Below are 17,451 nucleotides of genomic sequence, written 5' to 3'. Positions count from 1 at the left end.
GCGGTAGACTTCTCGGCTTTCCGTAGAACCCCGTGGAGTGATGGCATGGCGGACGTAAACAAGGTCGTTCTGGCGTATTCCGGCGGCCTGGACACTTCGGTGATCCTCAAGTGGCTGCAGGATACTTATAACTGTGAAGTGGTGACCTTCACCGCTGACCTGGGTCAGGGCGAAGAGGTTGAACCTGCACGCGCCAAGGCTCAGGCCATGGGCGTCAAAGAAATCTACATCGACGACCTGCGCGAAGAGTTCGTGCGCGATTTCGTGTTCCCGATGTTCCGCGCCAACACCGTTTACGAAGGCGAGTACCTGCTGGGTACTTCCATCGCGCGTCCGCTGATCGCCAAGCGACTGATTGAAATCGCCAACGAAACCGGCGCTGACGCCATTTCCCACGGCGCCACCGGTAAAGGCAACGACCAGGTTCGTTTCGAACTGGGCGCCTATGCTTTGAAGCCAGGCGTAAAAGTGATTGCTCCGTGGCGCGAGTGGGACCTTCTGTCCCGCGAGAAGCTGATGGACTACGCGGAAAAACACGCGATCCCGATCGAGCGTCACGGCAAGAAGAAATCGCCGTACTCGATGGATGCCAACCTCCTGCACATCTCTTATGAAGGCGGCGTGCTGGAAGACACCTGGACCGAACACGAAGAAGACATGTGGCGCTGGACCGTTTCCCCGGAAAAGGCTCCTGACAAGCCGCAGTACCTGGAACTGACCTACCGCAACGGCGACATCGTTGCGCTGGACGGCGTCGAAATGACTCCGGCCACCGTTCTGGCGACGTTGAACCGTATTGGTGGTGAACACGGTATCGGTCGTCTCGACATCGTCGAGAACCGTTACGTGGGCATGAAGTCCCGTGGCTGCTACGAAACCCCTGGCGGCACCATCATGCTGCGCGCCCACCGTGCGATCGAGTCGATCACCCTGGACCGCGAAGTCGCTCACCTCAAAGACGAGTTGATGCCTAAGTACGCCAGCCTCATCTACACCGGTTACTGGTGGAGCCCTGAGCGTCTGATGCTGCAACAGATGATCGATGCGTCCCAGGCCCACGTGAACGGTGTCGTGCGTCTGAAACTGTACAAGGGCAATGTCATCGTCACCGGCCGCAAGTCCGATGAGTCGCTGTTCGACGCCAACATTGCTACCTTTGAAGAAGATGGCGGCGCCTACAACCAGGCCGACGCGGCAGGCTTCATCAAGCTTAACGCCCTGCGTATGCGCATTGCAGCCAACAAGGGTCGCAAGCTGTTCTGAGACCTTTGAGTCGGAAATGAATTTGTGGCCTCCTCATCGAGGAGGCCACAAATTTGCAGATGCTGTTTTTTATCTGAAATCTCAATATCACGTTGTCGGGTACCTCCCTCCGCTTTCATCACCGTCGTGTGGTGTACGTCAGTGGCAAGATTCAAGAACTGTCACTCTCTTTGAACATAAATTGTAAACAACATAAAAAGTAGCGTTGCTGCGTTTTCTTGTCTGCTTTAAAAGGTTGAGTGCGCCTTCCTTGAGGCATTTTTCCGATTCTGTATCCGCGATAAATAAAACTGCCTGACAGTGTTTTTCCCGTGGCTTTTTTATGGCCTGGGACAAGGCACTGAATTCGATTGTCTTGTTGAGTTGACGTGCATCGATGATCTGCAGGCTATTTGCTGGCTGAGACAGTCGAATACGTTGTTCGCCTGCGGTTTGCCGCGAGTCGATGTCGTCGGGAGGGGATTGTGCGTTGGGAGAGCGAGATGCAGGCGGAACATCTGTTGCCTCATTTTCCCGGTTATCCATTTCACCAAGGGCTTCTATGAAATGCTCGCCCTTTTCATAGTCCGAAGGCGCGTACAACGATCGATAATTGAAGTTGAGTGTCGCAAAGAAAAGAAGAAGCAAATAAAAGGGAAAGCTTATCAAGAACCAAATATAGATCTCCCTTTCTCTGTTATCCAGTAAAGGTAATATCACTGCTGCTGAAGTTTCAGACAGTGTTGCGAATATGGCGATAACGGTAATGGGGTTTGCGATTCTTTTTTTGGGAATTTTCATGTGTTGTACTCATATTGGTTGTCTATTCTCTAATGGATTGAAATTTTATGGGTTGTATTGCAGTGGTTGGTTTATTGCGGTTGATTGGCTGTAGTCCCTTAAAAAGGTTCGTTGCTGGTTTTTAAAAATATACCCTGTTTGTTTCGGTGTGGGTTGTATTGTTTTAATGGTTGTTCAATTCTTGAATTTTTCTGTAAGGGTGAGTGGCACTTCCTGTGCGATCTTTCCTTTTTCAGTGTTTGGCACTAAAAGTATCTGTTGCGTTGAGGGGGATGGAGGGGCAGATTGTGTTCGGCGGGAAAAAAATAGAGTCGATAAAGGTTTGTGTTTGTTGTGAATTGATACAAAAAACCACCGTTGAAAAAACACATGCACAATGCGGATACAGTTTTCCAGAGGCGGAGTTCGAGGGTTTTTTGTAAGACTAATCCGCGATGTTTGTAGGGAATGTCTTTCGCTGTAGATGCCCGGGGGGCGCGGCATGCCATGGGGGAAACGACTAGGCTATTGTGCGGGCTCTAAAAATTCGAACAGCGAAATTGGACTTGCCCATGAATAAAGTGCTGATCGTGGATGATCATCCCGTCATTCGTCTTGCGGTACGTATGCTGATGGAACGTCATGGCTACGAAGTCGTTGCTGAAACAGACAATGGTGTGGATGCATTACAACTTGCCCGTGAACAAATGCCGGACATTGTCATTCTGGATATTGGAATACCAAAACTCGATGGCCTGGAAGTTATCGCACGATTGAGTTCGGCAGCCTTACCGATGAAAGTATTGATATTGACTTCACAGGCACCTGGGCATTTCTCCATGCGATGCATGCAATCCGGCGCTGCCGGATATGTTTGCAAGCAACAGGACCTGACGGAGTTGCTCAGTGCAATAAAGGCTGTTCTGTCCGGTTACAGTTACTTCCCCAATCAAGCATTGCACACCGTGCGTGCCAGTTTGGGCAACGCCAGCGAAGCCGATATGGTGGATCGCCTGTCGGGGCGGGAAATGATGGTTCTACAACAGCTGGCTCGGGGCAAGACCAACAAGGAGATTGCCGATGGGATGTTTCTCAGCAACAAAACCGTCAGTACCTACAAGACGCGGTTGCTGTTGAAGCTTAATGCGCGCTCTCTGGTCGACCTGATCGAGCTGGCTCAGCGCAATGGGCTTGTCTGATTGCGCAGCGTTGACGACACCGGATAAGCGGGCACTTGTCACGGTTCAGCATTTAGCAAAAAGCCTCCGTTTCGGGAGGCTTTTAGATGTCATAAGTCAAAATCGTAATCGGCCAATTGCTTTTGCAGTCGGCGCTCCTCCAGCAGATTGTCGATGGTGCGGCGTTTGCTCAGGTTGGTTTTGGCTACTTCCACCACCGGCTCGGCATCGTCAGCCTCAACGGGGATGAAGTCGTCTTCTACGTCCAATTGCTCTTTGCCAGTGCTCATGTAGTTACTCCAGGCTAAGAAGGCCTTTGGGGCTCCTTATATCGACAATCTCCTGGCGGGTAAAAAAGATTTTTTCAATCGATGAATCGGTAATTCTAATAGAGCCTCAATCGTCCGAGGTCTTGTGCTTGTATTCACACAGGTCTTCGATACGGCAACTGCCACAACGCGGCTTGCGGGCCAGGCATACATAGCGCCCATGCAGGATCAACCAGTGATGTGAGTCGAGCAGGTACTGTTTGGGCACGAACTTCATCAATTTGTGCTCGACCTCGACGACATTCTTGCCAGGTGCAATGCCGGTGCGGTTGCTGACCCGGAAAATGTGGGTGTCCACCGCCATGGTCAGCTGCCGGAATGCGGTATTGAGCACGACGTTGGCAGTCTTGCGGCCAACCCCGGGCAGGGCTTCCAGTTCCTCTCGGGTCTGCGGCACTTCACCTGCATGGCGCTCGACCAGCAACCGACATGTCTCGATGACGTTTTTTGCCTTGCTGTTGAACAGGCCGATAGTCTTGATGTATTCGGACAGTCCTTCAACGCCCAACGCATGAATAGCCGCAGGGGTGTTGGCGACCGGAAACAGTTTTGCCGTGGCCTTGTTGACTCCAACGTCGGTCGATTGCGCCGAAAGAATAACGGCGATCAGCAATTCGAACGGTGAGGAGTAGGCCAGTTCGGTCTTTGGTTCCGGGTTGTCTTCATGCAGCCTGCGGAATATTTCCAGACGTTTTGCAGCATTCATGGGCAGTGCGTGTCCTCGAGGGCGTCAGTGTGAAGGTGTCGGGCGATGCCAGGCTTGCCATGCGGCGATCAGCAGACCCAGGAGAATAAAACCGCCTGGAGCCAGCGTAGCCAGGCGTAAGCCACCGTCGGTGGTCAGTCCCCAGCCTTGCCATTGCGCGTGCGTTGCAGCGACCAACCACGACAAGTGATGACCCAGTGTCCCGTAACCAATGAATTCGCGCAGCAGCCCGAGGCCGACCATCAGGGCGCCGAACAGCCCATACAGGCGCAGGCGGTCTCGCCAGGTGCTCTGAAAGAATCCGTTGTGTTCCAGCACGACACATTGCAAAGCAAGCAGCGCCGCATAGATCCCTATTTGATGATGCCATTGCAGCGACCAGACTTGTGCGCCGAGTTCCGCGCAACTGGTGAGCGTGGCCGAAAGCAGCACGCTTGCCCACAAATGCGTTGCCGGGAGCAAGCGTGGTCGCAAGATGTTCATGCCAAGGCCAAACGCGCTGATCACGACAACGAACATCAACCACAGGCCCAATGCGCTCGCCAGTGAGCCGGTAACGCCAATGAGCGGTGCGAGCATCAATGAGCACGGCAGCAACGATGTTTTACTCATGGCCGGCGCTCCCGAGCAGTTGTTGCCGATGCTCATCAAAATAACGCAGCGCGTCGTGGGTGGCGTTGATCACTGCTCGTGAGGTAATGGTCGCCCCCGCCATTTGATCGAACTGCCCGAGATCCTTTTTCAAGGCCCAGCCCTTGTCGTCAGGATCAAAACGAGACTTGCCGGTAAACGATTGGAGCCAGGCGTTGGGCCAGTCGGCGATTCGTGCGCCGAGCCCCGGGGTTTCCGCTTGTTTGAGTGTTTTGACGCCGATCAGCCTTGCGTTGGCGTCAATGGCAATCAGCAGGTCGATAGCGCCCGCGTAACCCAGGGTCTGGCTGCGCAGCAACACAGCGTACGGTTGACCGGCCTTGGTCGCTCGGTACCCGGCCATAAGGGTACTGTTGCCCAACGCGGTGTCCTGGAGTGTGAGCGGCTGTTCCAGCGGCTGATTGTCGTAGCTGGCAGGGGGTAGCAGATCCAGCAGGTTGCGACTGTCGATCAAGCGCTGCTCGGAGGCGATGCGCGGCGCACTGTTGAGCTGCGCGAGATAACTCAGGCCTATGCCAAACGCGCCCAGTAAAACCAGGATCGCAACGCTCGACGCACGATTCATGATGCGCTCTGCTCCTGACGAGCGACTGCAAACCTCTCCAGCGCCGGAACGCAGAGGTTCATCAAAAGCACGGCGAAGGCCACGCCGTCCGGGTAGCCGCCCCAGGTACGAATCAGGTACGTCAACAGCCCGACCCCGGCGCCAAACAACAGGCGGGCTATGGGGCTTTTGGCGCCAGATACCGGTTCCGTAACGATGAAGAATGCCCCCAACATGGTTGCACCGGTGAGCAGGTGAAACAGCGGTGAACCGTGGGAGTCAGAGCCCGAGCCGTTCCAGCACAACAGACTGATGACGAACAGACTTGCCAGCATCCCGACCGGCGCATGCCAACTGAACACTTTACGTTGCAGCAAAAATGCGCCACCGGCGAGGAATGCCAGGTTCACCCACTCCACACCGCGGCCGCCGAAGTGACCAAACGCCGGGTTCGCCGAAAACAGTTCATCCATTGTCAGGCTTTTGTTGATCCGCAGACTGTCCAGTGCCGTGGCCCGGACCCACGCATCCGGTGCCTGTCCAAAGCCAAACACCTGTTGTAAAGCACTCGACAGGTCCATGCCGTGGGATGACGGCCAATGGGTCATCTGTTGCGGGAATGTCACCAGCACCAGAGCAACACCCAGCATCGCCGGATTGAACGGGTTCGATCCGACACCGCCATACAAGTGCTTGCCCAATACCATCGCGAACGCGGCGGCACTGACGGTCAGCCACCACGGACAATAGGGTGGCAGGGCCAACGCCAACAGGGTTGCGCTGACCAACGCGCTGCCGTCGCTCAAGCTGGCCCCGAGTGGTCGCTTGCGCAGGTGCAACATGGCCGCTTCGACCGACAATGCAGCGATGCCGGCCAATATCAGATTGATCAACACGCCCCAACCGTACAGCCAGAACATCATCAGTGCTCCGGGCAGGGTGGCCAGCAGCACCAGTTTCATGGCCTGCTGCAAGCGATCGTCAACTGACTCAAGAGACGGCATAGGCTTCCACCTGGCGTTCGGCCTCGTTGAGGGCACGCTGCAGGGCTTCGATCTGTTCGGCGGAGGCTTCGCTGGTCTGGGCTTTTTTAAGTTCGGCGCGGCGCATGGCCAGCTGGATTTTTGCCCGTTTCAACTCGGCATCGTTTGTCGCCGCTGCCGGACGCGGCACAGCAACCGGCGGCGCATCGCTTTCCAGTTGCGTCAACGTACGTTCGGCTGCTTCGAACTGCTGCTGCAGGACGACGAGTTGCGACTGCTGTTCAAAGGTGGGCGGATGGCCGAAAGCCTTCAGCGACTTGTGCAATTGTGCCCGGCTCATCGCGACGTCGATCTTGGCTTTTTTCAGCGCCGCATCGGCATTCGCCGTTTTTTGCGCGCGGACGCGTTCAAGGGCGGCTTGCACTGGATCGAGTGCGGCTTCAACGGGCTGCGGCGTTCGCTGCAAGCGAGCCTGGCGCTCGGCTGCCTTCTGTTGTTCTTCGCGTTGCAAACGGGCGTTGCGCTGTTCGAACCGGCGTCGTGCATGACTGCGCTTCTCGGCACGGGCTCGTTGATCGTCAAGACTGAATGCCAGACCGCCGACAATCGGCACAACGGTCTCCATCGGCAGCGGACGCATCTCGATGCAATCGACCGGGCATGGCGCCACGCAGAGATCGCAACCGGTGCATTCGTCGATGATCACCGTGTGCATCAGTTTTGCCGCGCCGACGATGGCATCGACGGGGCAGGCCTGGATGCACTTGGTGCAGCCAATGCATTCGGCTTCGCGAATGTAGGCGATCTGCGCCGGGGCTGAACCTCGGCTGACGTCCAGTTCCAATACCGGCACGTTCAGCAGTTGGGCCAGGGCATTGATGGTTTCGCTGCCACCCGGGGGGCACTTGTTGATCGGCTCGCCGGCGGCGATGCCCTCGGCGTAAGGTTTGCATCCTGGGTGGCCGCACTTGCCGCATTGAGTTTGCGGCAGGAGGGCGTCGATGCGTTGAATCAGACTCATGTTTTGATCAGTCCGCTGAATCCGAGAAAAGCCACTGCTATCAAGCCGGCACCGATCAGGTCGATCGGCAAGCCGCGAAAGGGCAGTGGAACATCGTTATCGAATGTGCGCTGGCGCAAATCGTTGAAAAGACTCAGCACCAGCCAGAAACCCAGACCGCAACCCAGGCTCAATGCCGTGGCATGGAAAAGACCGTTGTCGTCCTGAGCATTGAACAATGTCACTCCCAGGACGCCGGCATTGCCTGCCAGTAGCAACCACAGGCCTTCGAACGAAAGCTTGGGCATCAACCGCGCAAGCAGTTTGAGCAGGGGGGCGATCAGCAGGACGCTCAGTGGCAGAAAGACGAACAGGCGCAGGGCTGCCAGATCCAGTGGCACCAGTAGCCAGCGGTACAGTGCATAGCCGACTACGCCTGCCATCAACATCAGGCATGTCGTCGCGATGCCGAGCGCATGGACCTGCCGGCGCTTGCTGCCCAACAGCGGATCGACGCCCAGCGGCCAGTGCAACACGAGGTTGTTGATCAAGGCTGCACTGAAGAGCGTCAAAAGCGTATCGGTCATGATTGTCCATATCCGCTGCCGGATAACCCTGTAGGTGAAGCCACACCTGATGGATAGTATGGGCCAGACATGAAAATCCCACAGCCGCGCCAGGCACGACTGTGGGATCGATTCAGCGCAAAATCTACTTGATGCGCTGACCTGGCTTGGCGCCACTGTCCGGGCTGAGCAGGTAGATTTCTTCACCGCCAGGGCCGGCCGCCATCACCATGCCTTCGGAGATGCCGAACTTCATTTTCCGTGGCTTGAGGTTGGCGATCATCATGGTCAGGCGACCATCGAGCTTGGACGGATCCGGGTAGGCACTCTTGATCCCGGAGAACACGTTGCGTTGCTCGTCACCGATATCAAGGGTCAGGCGCAACAGCTTGTCGGCGCCTTCCACGTGTTCGGCCTTGACGATCAGCGCCACGCGCAGATCGACTGCGGCGAAGGTGTCGAAGTCGATTTCTGGCGACAGCGGGTCTTTGGCCAGTTCGCCGTTGCCGGCAGGTGCGGCTTCGCCGGTGTCGGTCTGGCTGGCGGTCAGGTCTTCTTTCGAAGCGTCGGTCATGGCTTGCACTTTCACCGGGTCGATCCGGGTCATCAACGGCTTGAACTCGTTCAACTGATGGTTGGCGAGCAAGGTTGCGTGGTCGTTCCAGGTCAGCGGTGCGACGTTGAGGAACGCCTCGGCATCGGCGGCCAGCAACGGCAGCACAGGCTTGAGGAAGATCACCAGTTGGCGGAACAGATTGACGCCGGTGGCGCAGATCGCCTGGACTTCATCCTGTTTGCCTTCCTGTTTGTTCAGCGACCACGGTGCCTTGTCGGCAATCCAGGCGTTGGCGCGATCGGCCAGGCCCATGATCTCGCGCATGGCGCGGGCGAAATCGCGGGCTTCATAGGCGTCGGCGATGCTTGGCGCGGCGGCCAGGAAGGCTTCGGTCAACTCTGGCGCAGCGTTGGTGTCGACCATCAGGCCGGCATTGCCCTTGTGGATAAAACCGGCGCAACGGCTGGCGATGTTGACGACTTTGCCGACCAGGTCGGAGTTGACCTTCTGCACGAAGTCTTCGAGGTTCAGGTCGAGGTCGTCGACGCCACGGCCCAGTTTGGCCGCGTAGTAGTAGCGCAGGTATTCCGGCGACAGGTGATCCAGGTAGGTCCGGGCCTTGATGAAGGTGCCGCGGGACTTGGACATTTTCTGGCCGTTGACGGTCAGGTAGCCGTGCACGTTGATGCCGGTCGGCTTGCGGTAGCCGGCGCCTTCGAGCATGGCTGGCCAGAACAGGGCGTGGAAGTTGACGATGTCCTTGCCGATGAAGTGGTACAGCTCGGCGGTGGAGTCCTTGCCCCAGAACGCATCGAAGTCCAGCTCCGGCGTGCGGTTGCACAGGTTCTTGAAGCTCGCCATGTAGCCGATTGGCGCGTCCAGCCACACATAGAAATACTTGCCCGGCTCGCCCGGGATTTCAAAACCGAAATACGGCGCATCGCGGGAAATGTCCCACTGCTGCAGGCCGGCATCCAGCCATTCGGCAATCTTGTTCGCCACGGCGTCTTGCAGGGTGCCGCTGCGGGTCCAGGCTTGCAGCATTTCCTGGAAGTCCGGCAGCTTGAAGAAGAAGTGCTGGGAGTCCTTGAGCACCGGCGTGGCGCCAGAGATCGCCGACTTCGGATCCTTCAGGTCGGTGGGCGCGTAGGTGGCGCCGCATTTTTCGCAGTTGTCGCCGTACTGGTCTTCGGTGCCGCATTTCGGGCAGGTGCCCTTGATGAAGCGATCGGCCAGGAACATTTTCTTTTCCGGGTCGAAGTACTGCGTGATCGAGCGTTGGGCAATGTGCCCGGCGTCGCGCAGCTTGAGGTAGATCTGGCTCGACAGCTCACGGTTTTCTTCGGCGTGAGTGGAGTGGAAGTTGTCGAAGTCCACCAGGAAGTCGGCAAAGTCGGCGCTGTGTTCAGCCTGGACATTGGCGATCAGTTGTTCCGGGGTGATGCCTTCTTTTTCTGCGCGCAGCATGATCGCCGAACCGTGGGCGTCGTCAGCGCAGACATAAATGCATTGGTTGCCGCGGTGCTTCTGGAAGCGCACCCACATATCGGTCTGGATGTATTCCAGCATATGGCCAAGGTGGATCGAACCATTGGCATAGGGCAGGGCGCTGGTGACGAGGATCTTGCGTGGCTCGGACATGGGGCTCGGCTACTTGATGAAACGGAGGTCGGCCACTATAAAGCGCCAGCGCATAATTTTCACCCTGTGCACCTGTATCCGGTTGCATCGGATGCTCAAACCCGAGTCCGGGCAGTTTGAAGAAGAAAGGGCTGTTGTGGCGAGGGAGCTTGCTCCCGCTGGGGGGCGAAGCCGCCCCGAACCCTGCTACACGGCGCTGTCAGGAGGATCGCGTCAACCTGATTGCGACTGCTGCGCAGCCGAACGGGAGCAAGCTCCCTCCCCACAGGGATGTGTTTGCCACAAATCATCAGTGGGCATGCCGTCCTTGAGCTGATGCTCAAACCTGTGAACAGGCAGTTTGGGCAGGAAAGTGCTTTGGTGGCGAGGGAGCTTGCTCCCGCTGGGTGGCGAAGCCGCCCCGAACCCTGCTACACGGCGCTGTCAGGAGGATCGCGTCAAGCCGATTGCGACTGCTGCGCAGCCGAGCGGGAGCAAGCTCCCTCGCCACAGGCACAAATAGCTCCCTCCCCACAGGGGTGTGTTTGCCACAAATCATCAGTGGGCATGCCGTCCTTGAGCTGATGCTCAAACCTGTGAACAGGCAGTTTGAGCAGGAAAGGGCTGTTGTGGCGAGGGAGCTTGCTCCCGCTGGGTGGCGAAGCCGCCCCGAACCCTGCAACACGGCGCTGTCAGGAGGATCGCGTCAACCTGATTGCGACTGCTGCGCAGCCGAGCGGGAGCAAGCTCCNGTGGCGAGGGAGCTTGCTCCCGCTGGGTGGCGAAGCCGCCCCGAACCCTGCAACACGGCGCTGTCAGGAGGATCGCGTCAACCTGATTGCGACTGCTGCGCAGCCGAGCGGGAGCAAGCTCCCTCGCCACAGGGATGTGTTTGCCACAAATAGCTTCCTCCCCACAGGGATGTGTTTGCCACAAATCATCAGTGGGCATGCCGTCTTTGAGCTGATGCTCAAACCTGTGAACAGGCAGTTTGAGCAGGAAAGTGCTTTGGTGGCGAGGGAGCTTGCTCCCGCTGGGTGGCGAAGCCGCCCCGAACCCTGCAACACGGCGCTGTCAGGAGGATCGCGTCAACCTGATTGCGACTGCTGNGTGGCGAGGGAGCTTGCTCCCGCTGGGTGGCGAAGCCGCCCCGAACCCTGCAACACGGCGCTGTCAGGAGGATCGCGTCAACCTGATTGCGACTGCTGCGCAGCCGAGCGGGAGCAAGCTCCCTCGCCACAGGGATATATTTGCCACAAATAGCTTCCTCGCCACAGGGAAGTGTTTGCCACAAATAGCTCCCTCCCCACAGGGATGTGTTTGCCACAAATCATCAGTGGGCATGCCGTCCTTGAGCTAGAACGGTTAGGATACCTGCCTGATTTTCCAGCCTTGTTATCGGAGTTGCCCATGAGCGCCGTCAATCGCGCAGCGGTGGAAGCCGTCCTTCGCCAATACACCGACCCTTATCTGAACCAGGACCCGGTCAGCGCCGGGTGCGTGCGCAACATCGACATTCAGGGCGACCGCGTCAGCGTCCAGCTCGAATTGGGTTACGCCGCCGGTCTGTTCAAGAGTGGCTGGGCGCAGATGCTGGAAATGGCTATTCAAGGCCTCGATGGCGTGTCGAATGCAAAAGTCGACATCACCAGCGTGATTGCCGCGCACAAGGCTCAGGCGCAGATCCCGGGGCTGGCCAACGTGAAAAACGTCGTGGCCGTGGCGTCAGGCAAGGGTGGCGTGGGCAAATCCACCACCGCGGCCAACCTGGCACTGGCCCTCGCCCGCGAAGGCGCCAAGGTCGGGATTCTAGACGCCGACATCTACGGTCCGAGCCAGGGCATCATGTTCGGCATCGCCGAAGGCACCCGCCCGCAGATCAAAGATCAGAAGTGGTTCGTACCGATCCAGTCCCACGGCGTCGAAGTCATGTCCATGGCCTTCCTCACCGACGACAACACGCCAATGGTCTGGCGCGGACCGATGGTTTCCGGTGCCTTGCTGCAACTGGTCACCCAGACTGCCTGGGGCGATCTGGATTACCTGGTCATCGACATGCCGCCAGGCACCGGCGACATCCAGCTGACCCTGGCGCAGAAAGTCCCGGTGGCCGGCGCCGTCATCGTCACCACCCCGCAGGACCTGGCATTGCTGGACGCTCGCAAGGGCGTCGAAATGTTCCGCAAGGTCAACATTCCGGTGCTGGGCGTGGTGGAAAACATGGCCGTGCACATCTGCTCGAACTGTGGGCATGCCGAGCATCTGTTCGGTGAGGGCGGCGGGGTGAAACTGGCCAATCAGTACGGCGTCGAACTGCTGGCTTCGTTGCCGCTGGCGATGGCCATCCGCGAACAGGCCGATGGTGGCAAGCCAACAGTGATCGCCGAGCCGGACAGTCCGATAGCACTGGTTTATCAGGAACTGGCCCGCCACGTCGGTGCGCGGATCGTGTTGCAGGAAGCGTTGACGCCAGCGATGCCGAACATCAGCATCAGCGACGATTGATGGCCTGAAACACAATCAACTGTGGGAGCCAGCCTGCTGGCGATAGCGGATTCAGATTCACCAACCATGTTGGCTGAACCACCGCAATCGCCAGCAGGCTGGCTCCCACAGTGTTTTTCATGTCTGGGCTTAGATCCGCAACCCGCCATCCATCTCCAGAATCCGCCCGGTGTAGTAGTCGTTCTCGAAAATGTACGCCGCGGAATGGGCGATTTCTTCCGGCCTGCCCATGCGCTTGAGCGGAATCCCGGCAGTCATCTTCTCCAGCGCTTCAGGCTTCATGCCCAAAGTCATTTCGGTTTCGATGAAGCCCGGTGCAATGCCGGCCACGCGAATGCCGTAGCGCGCCAGTTCCTTGGCCCAGGTCACGGTGGCCGCAGCGACGCCGGCCTTGGCGGCAGAGTAGTTGGTCTGGCCGATGTTGCCAGCGCGGGAAATCGACGAGATATTGATAATCGCGCCATTGTTGTTCAGCTCAACCATTTTCGCCGCAACTTCACGGGTGCACAGGAATACACCGGTCAGGTTGACGTCGATCACTGCCTGCCACTGCGCCAGGCTCATTTTGGTCATTTCGCCGTCCTTGACCTTGAGCAGCAGGCCGTCGCGCAGGATGCCGGCGTTGTTGATCAGGCCATGGATCGCACCGAAGTCTTCGGCGACCTGGGCAACCATGTGCGTAACTTGTTCTTCGTTGGCCACATTGCACAAGTAAGCGCGAGCTTCGACGCCTTTGGCTTTGCAGGCGGCGACCGCGTCATCGAGTTTTTCCTGGTTCAGGTCGACCAATGCCAGCTTCGCGCCCTTGCCGGCGAAATACTCGGCCATGGAACGGCCTAAACCCTGGCAACCGCCCGTGATAATGATTACTTTGTCAGTGAGTTGCATTCGCATGCCCCGGTAGCAGGTCTGAGTGGTTTCCTTGCTAGATAGCCTCTCGATCTGCGCCTGACCTGGCTTGGCTGCACATGAGAATTGCCCGATGGCGTGCTGGGACTTTCCAGCGCAGCCCGTCCGTTTTTTTGACGGATTCTATATAAGGAGTCATAAATTGAGCGTTGAAGCGGCTAAGCATGCACGAGAATTGCTTCTCAAGGAATACCGTGGAGTGCTCTCGACGCACTCCAAAGCAATGCCCGGTTTTCCGTTCGGCTCAGTGGTTCCGTATTGCCTGGATGAGCATGGCCGACCGTTGATCCTGATCAGCCGTATCGCGCAGCACACGCACAATCTGCAAAAAGATCCGAAATGTTCATTGTTCGTCGGTGAACGCGGCGCTGAAGATGTACAGGCCGTCGGTCGACTGACTTACCTGGCCGAAGCCCGACAGCTGGAAGACGCCGCGGCCATTGACGCCGCTGCCGAGCGCTATTACCGCTACTTTCCGGAATCGCAGAGCTACCACACCGCCCATGATTTTGATTTCTGGGTACTGACGCCGGTCCGTCATCGCTACATCGGTGGATTCGGTGCGATCCACTGGGTCAATGAGCTGACGCTGGCCAACCCGTTTGCCGGCAAGGCTGAAATCAGCATGGTCGAGCACATGAACGCCGATCACGCCAAAGCGATTGCCCATTACGTGGAACTGGCCGGTTTGCCAAAGACTTCCCCGGCGCAAATGGTCGGCATCGACAGCGAGGGCATGCACCTGCGCATCGGTCAAAGCCTCTACTGGCTACCGTTCCAGGCACCATGTAATACGCCGACACAAGTTCGCGAAGCCTTGGTTTTCCTGGCCCACGCTGAGCATTGGCCGAAAAATGAAGTGGCCGACGCTTGAATTCACGAAACGGCGACGTCATCTAAGGTGAACTGGCAAGGCATTCTTGCGTTGAGGAACCATTTGATGCGCCCTTTTTTGTTGCTCTTTCTGCTGTTCCCGGTGTTGGAGCTGTTCGTATTCGTCAAGGTGGCAGGGGCGATCGGGTTTTTCCCGGCCCTGCTGCTGGTAATACTCGGTTCGATGTTCGGTGTTTTTGTGCTGCGCATTGCCGGCCTGGCCACCGCACTGCGTGCCCGTGAAAGCCTGAACCGCGGTGAGCTACCGGCCCAGACCATGCTCGAAGGTCTGATGCTGGCGCTGGCCGGTGGCCTGTTGATCCTGCCCGGCTTCATCAGCGATGTGATCGGCCTGATCATGCTGTTGCCGATCAGTCGTCGTCTGCTGGCCAATAAAATGCGCCAGCGCGCCGAGGAACAGGCGATTCGCCAACGCGCGTTTGCCGATGACCTGCAGGCCCGTGGCGGCCCCGCACCACGCGAACCGCTGGGCCGTGAGCCCAACGTGATCGAAGGCGAGTTCGAACACCGCGATACCAAGTAATTCAATCTATCGACACGGCACCTTCGGGTGCCGTGATCGTTTGCGGGGCATCGACATGAAAATTTTTCGCTGCCGGCCCTTGTAATCAGCTTGTACGCCCTTATGTAACGGTCACCGCAAGGTTTCTGGCGATCACGCCAGACAGACTTCCGCGGTTCGCTCGACGAACCGCACCCGGCACCGCCGGACTTTGTTAAACCCGCCGGGACTACACCGGCCGATGAAAACCACAATTAGGAGAGATCGACAATGAAGCTTCGTCCTCTGCATGACCGCGTCGTCATCCGTCGCAGCGAAGAAGAAAAGAAAACCGCTGGCGGTATCGTCCTGCCAGGCTCGGCTGCTGAAAAAGCCAACAGCGGCGAGATCCTCGCTGTCGGCACCGGCCGCGTACTGGATAACGGTGAAGTGCGTGCACTGTCCGTGAAAGTGGGCGACAAGGTTGTGTTCGGTCCTTACTCCGGCAGCAACACTGTGAAAGTCGACGGCGAAGACCTGCTGGTAATGAGCGAGAACGAAATCCTCGCTGTTGTCGAAGGCTGATTCCCCGCTCATTTTCCCGCTACTACAAAGTATTTAAGGAATATCGATCATGGCTGCTAAAGAAGTTAAATTCGGCGATTCCGCCCGCAAGAAAATGCTCACCGGTGTCAACGTCCTGGCTGACGCAGTAAAAGCGACCCTGGGCCCGAAAGGCCGTAACGTGATCATCGAGAAGAGCTTCGGCGCTCCGACCATCACCAAGGACGGCGTTTCCGTAGCCAAAGAAATCGAACTGGAAGACCGTTTCGAGAACATGGGCGCGCAGCTGGTCAAAGACGTTGCCTCCCGTGCCAACGATGACGCAGGCGACGGCACCACCACCGCCACCGTTCTGGCTCAGTCGATCGTCAACGAAGGCCTGAAAGCCGTCGCTGCCGGCATGAACCCGATGGATCTGAAGCGTGGTATCGACAAGGCGACCATCGCGATCGTCAAAGAGCTGAAGGCCCTGTCCAAGCCATGCGCTGACACCAAGGCTATCGCTCAGGTAGGCACCATCTCCGCCAACTCCGACAACTCCATCGGCGACATCATTGCCGAAGCCATGGAAAAAGTCGGTAAAGAAGGCGTGATCACCGTTGAAGAAGGCTCGGGCCTGGAAAACGAACTGTCGGTTGTAGAAGGCATGCAGTTCGACCGTGGCTACCTGTCCCCGTACTTCGTCAACAAGCCAGAGACCATGGTCGCTGAGCTGGACGGCCCGCTGATCCTGCTGGTCGACAAAAAGATCTCGAACATCCGCGAAATGCTGCCAGTGCTGGAAGCCGTTGCCAAAGCCGGCCGTCCGCTGCTGATCGTGGCCGAAGACGTTGAAGGCGAAGCCCTGGCGACTCTGGTTGTGAACAACATGCGTGGCATCGTCAAAGTCGCAGCCGTCAAGGCTCCAGGCTTCGGCGACCGTCGCAAGGCCATGCTGCAGGACATCGCCGTTCTGACCGGCGGTACCGTTATCTCCGAAGAGATCGGCCTGAGCCTGGAAAGCACCACCCTGGAGCACCTGGGTAACGCCAAGCGCGTGACCCTGTCCAAGGAAAACACCATCATCGTTGACGGTGCTGGCGTACAAGGCGACATCGAAGCGCGCATCAACCAGATCCGTGCCCAGGTTGCCGAAACGTCCTCGGACTACGACCGTGAAAAACTGCAAGAGCGTCTGGCCAAGCTGTCTGGCGGCGTTGCAGTGATCAAGGTTGGCGCTGGTTCCGAAGTTGAAATGAAAGAGAAGAAAGCCCGCGTTGAAGACGCCCTGCACGCTACCCGTGCAGCCGTTGAAGAAGGCGTGGTACCTGGCGGTGGCGTGGCCCTGATCCGTGCTCTGGAAGCACTGACCGAACTGAAAGGCGACAACGCCGATCAGGACGTGGGTATCGCTGTACTGCGTCGCGCTGTTGAAGCGCCGCTGCGCCAGATCGTTGCCAACTCCGGCGACGAGCCGAGCGTAGTGGTCGACAAGGTCAAGAACGGCGAAGGCAGCTTCGGCTACAACGCTGCGACTGGCGAATACGGCGACATGATCGAAATGGGCATCCTGGACCCAACCAAGGTCACCCGTTCGGCCCTGCAAGCTGCAGCTTCGATCGGCGGTCTGATCCTGACCACCGAAGCCGCTGTTGCTGATGCACCGAAGAAAGACGGCGGTGCTGGCGGCGGTATGCCAGACATGGGCGGTATGGGCGGCATGGGCGGCATGATGTAAGCCAGCCGTACCCCTGTACTAAAAACCCCGCCTGCGAAAGCCGGCGGGGTTTTTTGTTGCCCCAGAAAAATGTGTTGCGGTTGACAACCTCTTCGCGGGCAAGCCTCGCTCCTACGGTTACTCATTGGACCTGTAGATACTCTGTTCACGGTCAAGCTTTCGCGAGATGTTTTTCGCTAAAAAGCTTGGCCGTATTAAATTCTTCTCCGGAACGCATGCACGCCCA

At 57.8% G+C, this 17,451-nt stretch carries 16 protein-coding genes and 1 pseudogene; 7 read left to right on the top strand and 10 right to left on the bottom strand.

The features are described 5' to 3' along the window. Nucleotides 1-45 precede the first annotated feature (45 nt). A complete protein-coding gene (locus ASD60_RS08570; protein ID WP_020799894.1) occupies nucleotides 46-1,263 on the top strand; it encodes an argininosuccinate synthase in 1,218 nt (405 codons plus the stop codon). 138 nt (nucleotides 1,264-1,401) lie between these two features. Here ASD60_RS08570 and ASD60_RS08565 read toward each other — a convergent pair whose 3' ends face one another. Further along, nucleotides 1,402-2,043, bottom strand: coding sequence for a hypothetical protein (locus tag ASD60_RS08565; RefSeq protein ID WP_056853599.1), 642 nt, complete (start codon nucleotides 2,041-2,043; stop codon nucleotides 1,402-1,404). Nucleotides 2,044-2,594: 551 nt separating this feature from the next. Between ASD60_RS08565 and ASD60_RS08560 the strand changes: the two genes are divergently transcribed. Further along, the gene (locus tag ASD60_RS08560; RefSeq protein WP_056853598.1) at nucleotides 2,595-3,221 is read left to right on the top strand and encodes a response regulator transcription factor; all 627 of its coding nucleotides are present in this window, start codon (nucleotides 2,595-2,597) and stop codon (nucleotides 3,219-3,221) included. An 89-nt stretch (nucleotides 3,222-3,310) separates the two neighbouring features. Here the strand turns inward: ASD60_RS08560 and ASD60_RS08555 are convergent, their stop codons facing one another. From ASD60_RS08555 to metG, 8 genes and pseudogenes are all read right to left on the bottom strand, one after another. After that, nucleotides 3,311-3,490 (bottom strand): PA3496 family putative envelope integrity protein, encoded by a 180-nt coding sequence (locus ASD60_RS08555; RefSeq protein ID WP_056853597.1) that lies wholly within the window; start codon nucleotides 3,488-3,490, stop codon nucleotides 3,311-3,313. A 106-nt stretch (nucleotides 3,491-3,596) separates the two neighbouring features. After that, a complete protein-coding gene (nth, locus tag ASD60_RS08550; protein WP_056853596.1) occupies nucleotides 3,597-4,235 on the bottom strand; it encodes an endonuclease III in 639 nt (212 codons plus the stop codon). A gap of 24 nt (nucleotides 4,236-4,259) precedes the next feature. Further along, nucleotides 4,260-4,847, bottom strand: a complete 588-nt coding sequence (locus tag ASD60_RS08545) for an Rnf-Nqr domain containing protein (RefSeq protein ID WP_056853595.1) — start codon at nucleotides 4,845-4,847, stop codon at nucleotides 4,260-4,262. Further along, on the bottom strand, nucleotides 4,840-5,451 hold the full coding sequence (locus tag ASD60_RS08540; RefSeq protein ID WP_056853594.1) for an RnfABCDGE type electron transport complex subunit G: 612 nt from the start codon (nucleotides 5,449-5,451) through the stop codon (nucleotides 4,840-4,842). Before ASD60_RS08540 ends, ASD60_RS08545 begins: the two co-directional genes overlap by 8 nt. Beyond that, nucleotides 5,448-6,434, bottom strand: coding sequence for an RnfABCDGE type electron transport complex subunit D (locus ASD60_RS08535; RefSeq protein ID WP_056853593.1), 987 nt, complete (start codon nucleotides 6,432-6,434; stop codon nucleotides 5,448-5,450). The genes ASD60_RS08540 and ASD60_RS08535 overlap by 4 nt, the downstream gene beginning before the upstream one ends. A 604-nt stretch (nucleotides 6,435-7,038) precedes the next feature. Beyond that, nucleotides 7,039-7,413: pseudogene (gene rsxB / locus ASD60_RS29830) on the bottom strand (electron transport complex subunit RsxB); the annotation flags it as partial. A gap of 17 nt (nucleotides 7,414-7,430) precedes the next feature. Then, nucleotides 7,431-8,000, bottom strand: coding sequence for an electron transport complex protein RnfA (locus ASD60_RS08525; RefSeq protein ID WP_056853591.1), 570 nt, complete (start codon nucleotides 7,998-8,000; stop codon nucleotides 7,431-7,433). Between the two features lie 124 nt (nucleotides 8,001-8,124). Then, nucleotides 8,125-10,176: a methionine--tRNA ligase gene (gene metG, locus ASD60_RS08520; RefSeq protein WP_056853590.1), complete on the bottom strand. Its 2,052-nt coding sequence runs from the start codon at nucleotides 10,174-10,176 to the stop codon at nucleotides 8,125-8,127. A 1,389-nt stretch (nucleotides 10,177-11,565) separates the two neighbouring features. Here metG and apbC point away from each other — a divergent pair. Beyond that, nucleotides 11,566-12,660, top strand: coding sequence for an iron-sulfur cluster carrier protein ApbC (apbC, locus tag ASD60_RS08515; RefSeq protein WP_056853589.1), 1,095 nt, complete (start codon nucleotides 11,566-11,568; stop codon nucleotides 12,658-12,660). Between the two features lie 129 nt (nucleotides 12,661-12,789). Here the strand turns inward: apbC and ASD60_RS08510 are convergent, their stop codons facing one another. Continuing rightward, nucleotides 12,790-13,548, bottom strand: a complete 759-nt coding sequence (locus ASD60_RS08510; protein ID WP_056853588.1) for an SDR family oxidoreductase — start codon at nucleotides 13,546-13,548, stop codon at nucleotides 12,790-12,792. Between the two features lie 163 nt (nucleotides 13,549-13,711). Here ASD60_RS08510 and ASD60_RS08505 point away from each other — a divergent pair, with 163 nt between their 5' ends. From ASD60_RS08505 to groL, 4 genes are all read left to right on the top strand, one after another. Beyond that, complete coding sequence (locus tag ASD60_RS08505) at nucleotides 13,712-14,443, top strand: HugZ family pyridoxamine 5'-phosphate oxidase (RefSeq protein ID WP_056853587.1); 732 nt, start codon at nucleotides 13,712-13,714, stop codon at nucleotides 14,441-14,443. 66 nt (nucleotides 14,444-14,509) lie between these two features. Then, nucleotides 14,510-14,986, top strand: a complete 477-nt coding sequence (locus ASD60_RS08500; protein ID WP_056853586.1) for an FxsA family protein — start codon at nucleotides 14,510-14,512, stop codon at nucleotides 14,984-14,986. Nucleotides 14,987-15,235: 249 nt separating this feature from the next. After that, nucleotides 15,236-15,529: a co-chaperone GroES gene (locus tag ASD60_RS08495; RefSeq protein WP_034149036.1), complete on the top strand. Its 294-nt coding sequence runs from the start codon at nucleotides 15,236-15,238 to the stop codon at nucleotides 15,527-15,529. A 49-nt stretch (nucleotides 15,530-15,578) separates the two neighbouring features. Continuing rightward, on the top strand, nucleotides 15,579-17,225 hold the full coding sequence (groL, locus tag ASD60_RS08490) for a chaperonin GroEL (protein WP_056853585.1): 1,647 nt from the start codon (nucleotides 15,579-15,581) through the stop codon (nucleotides 17,223-17,225). Nucleotides 17,226-17,451 lie beyond the last annotated feature (226 nt).

The sequence above is a fragment of the Pseudomonas sp. Root562 genome (genome assembly GCF_001427125.1).
Classification (GTDB): domain Bacteria; phylum Pseudomonadota; class Gammaproteobacteria; order Pseudomonadales; family Pseudomonadaceae; genus Aquipseudomonas.
The sequence above is the reverse complement of the archived record's forward strand: the minus strand, read 5'-3'. Positions and strand labels throughout refer to the sequence as shown.

Excerpts from the sequence above, each read along its gene's own strand:
- groL (WP_056853585.1), top strand. The coding sequence starts at position 15,579 with ATGGCTGCTAAAGAAGTTAAATTCGGCGATTCCGCCCGCAAGAAAATG.
- ASD60_RS08495 (WP_034149036.1), top strand. The coding sequence starts at position 15,236 with ATGAAGCTTCGTCCTCTGCATGACCGCGTCGTCATCCGTCGCAGCGAA.
- nth (WP_056853596.1), bottom strand. The coding sequence starts at position 4,235 with ATGAATGCTGCAAAACGTCTGGAAATATTCCGCAGGCTGCATGAAGAC.
- ASD60_RS08500 (WP_056853586.1), top strand. The coding sequence starts at position 14,510 with ATGCGCCCTTTTTTGTTGCTCTTTCTGCTGTTCCCGGTGTTGGAGCTG.
- ASD60_RS08555 (WP_056853597.1), bottom strand. The coding sequence starts at position 3,490 with ATGAGCACTGGCAAAGAGCAATTGGACGTAGAAGACGACTTCATCCCC.
- metG (WP_056853590.1), bottom strand. The coding sequence starts at position 10,176 with ATGTCCGAGCCACGCAAGATCCTCGTCACCAGCGCCCTGCCCTATGCC.
- apbC (WP_056853589.1), top strand. The coding sequence starts at position 11,566 with ATGAGCGCCGTCAATCGCGCAGCGGTGGAAGCCGTCCTTCGCCAATAC.
- ASD60_RS08565 (WP_056853599.1), bottom strand. The coding sequence starts at position 2,043 with ATGAAAATTCCCAAAAAAAGAATCGCAAACCCCATTACCGTTATCGCC.
- ASD60_RS08545 (WP_056853595.1), bottom strand. The coding sequence starts at position 4,847 with ATGAGTAAAACATCGTTGCTGCCGTGCTCATTGATGCTCGCACCGCTC.
- ASD60_RS08525 (WP_056853591.1), bottom strand. The coding sequence starts at position 8,000 with ATGACCGATACGCTTTTGACGCTCTTCAGTGCAGCCTTGATCAACAAC.
- ASD60_RS08540 (WP_056853594.1), bottom strand. The coding sequence starts at position 5,451 with ATGAATCGTGCGTCGAGCGTTGCGATCCTGGTTTTACTGGGCGCGTTT.
- ASD60_RS08570 (WP_020799894.1), top strand. The coding sequence starts at position 46 with ATGGCGGACGTAAACAAGGTCGTTCTGGCGTATTCCGGCGGCCTGGAC.
- ASD60_RS08535 (WP_056853593.1), bottom strand. The coding sequence starts at position 6,434 with ATGCCGTCTCTTGAGTCAGTTGACGATCGCTTGCAGCAGGCCATGAAA.
- ASD60_RS08510 (WP_056853588.1), bottom strand. The coding sequence starts at position 13,548 with ATGCAACTCACTGACAAAGTAATCATTATCACGGGCGGTTGCCAGGGT.
- ASD60_RS08560 (WP_056853598.1), top strand. The coding sequence starts at position 2,595 with ATGAATAAAGTGCTGATCGTGGATGATCATCCCGTCATTCGTCTTGCG.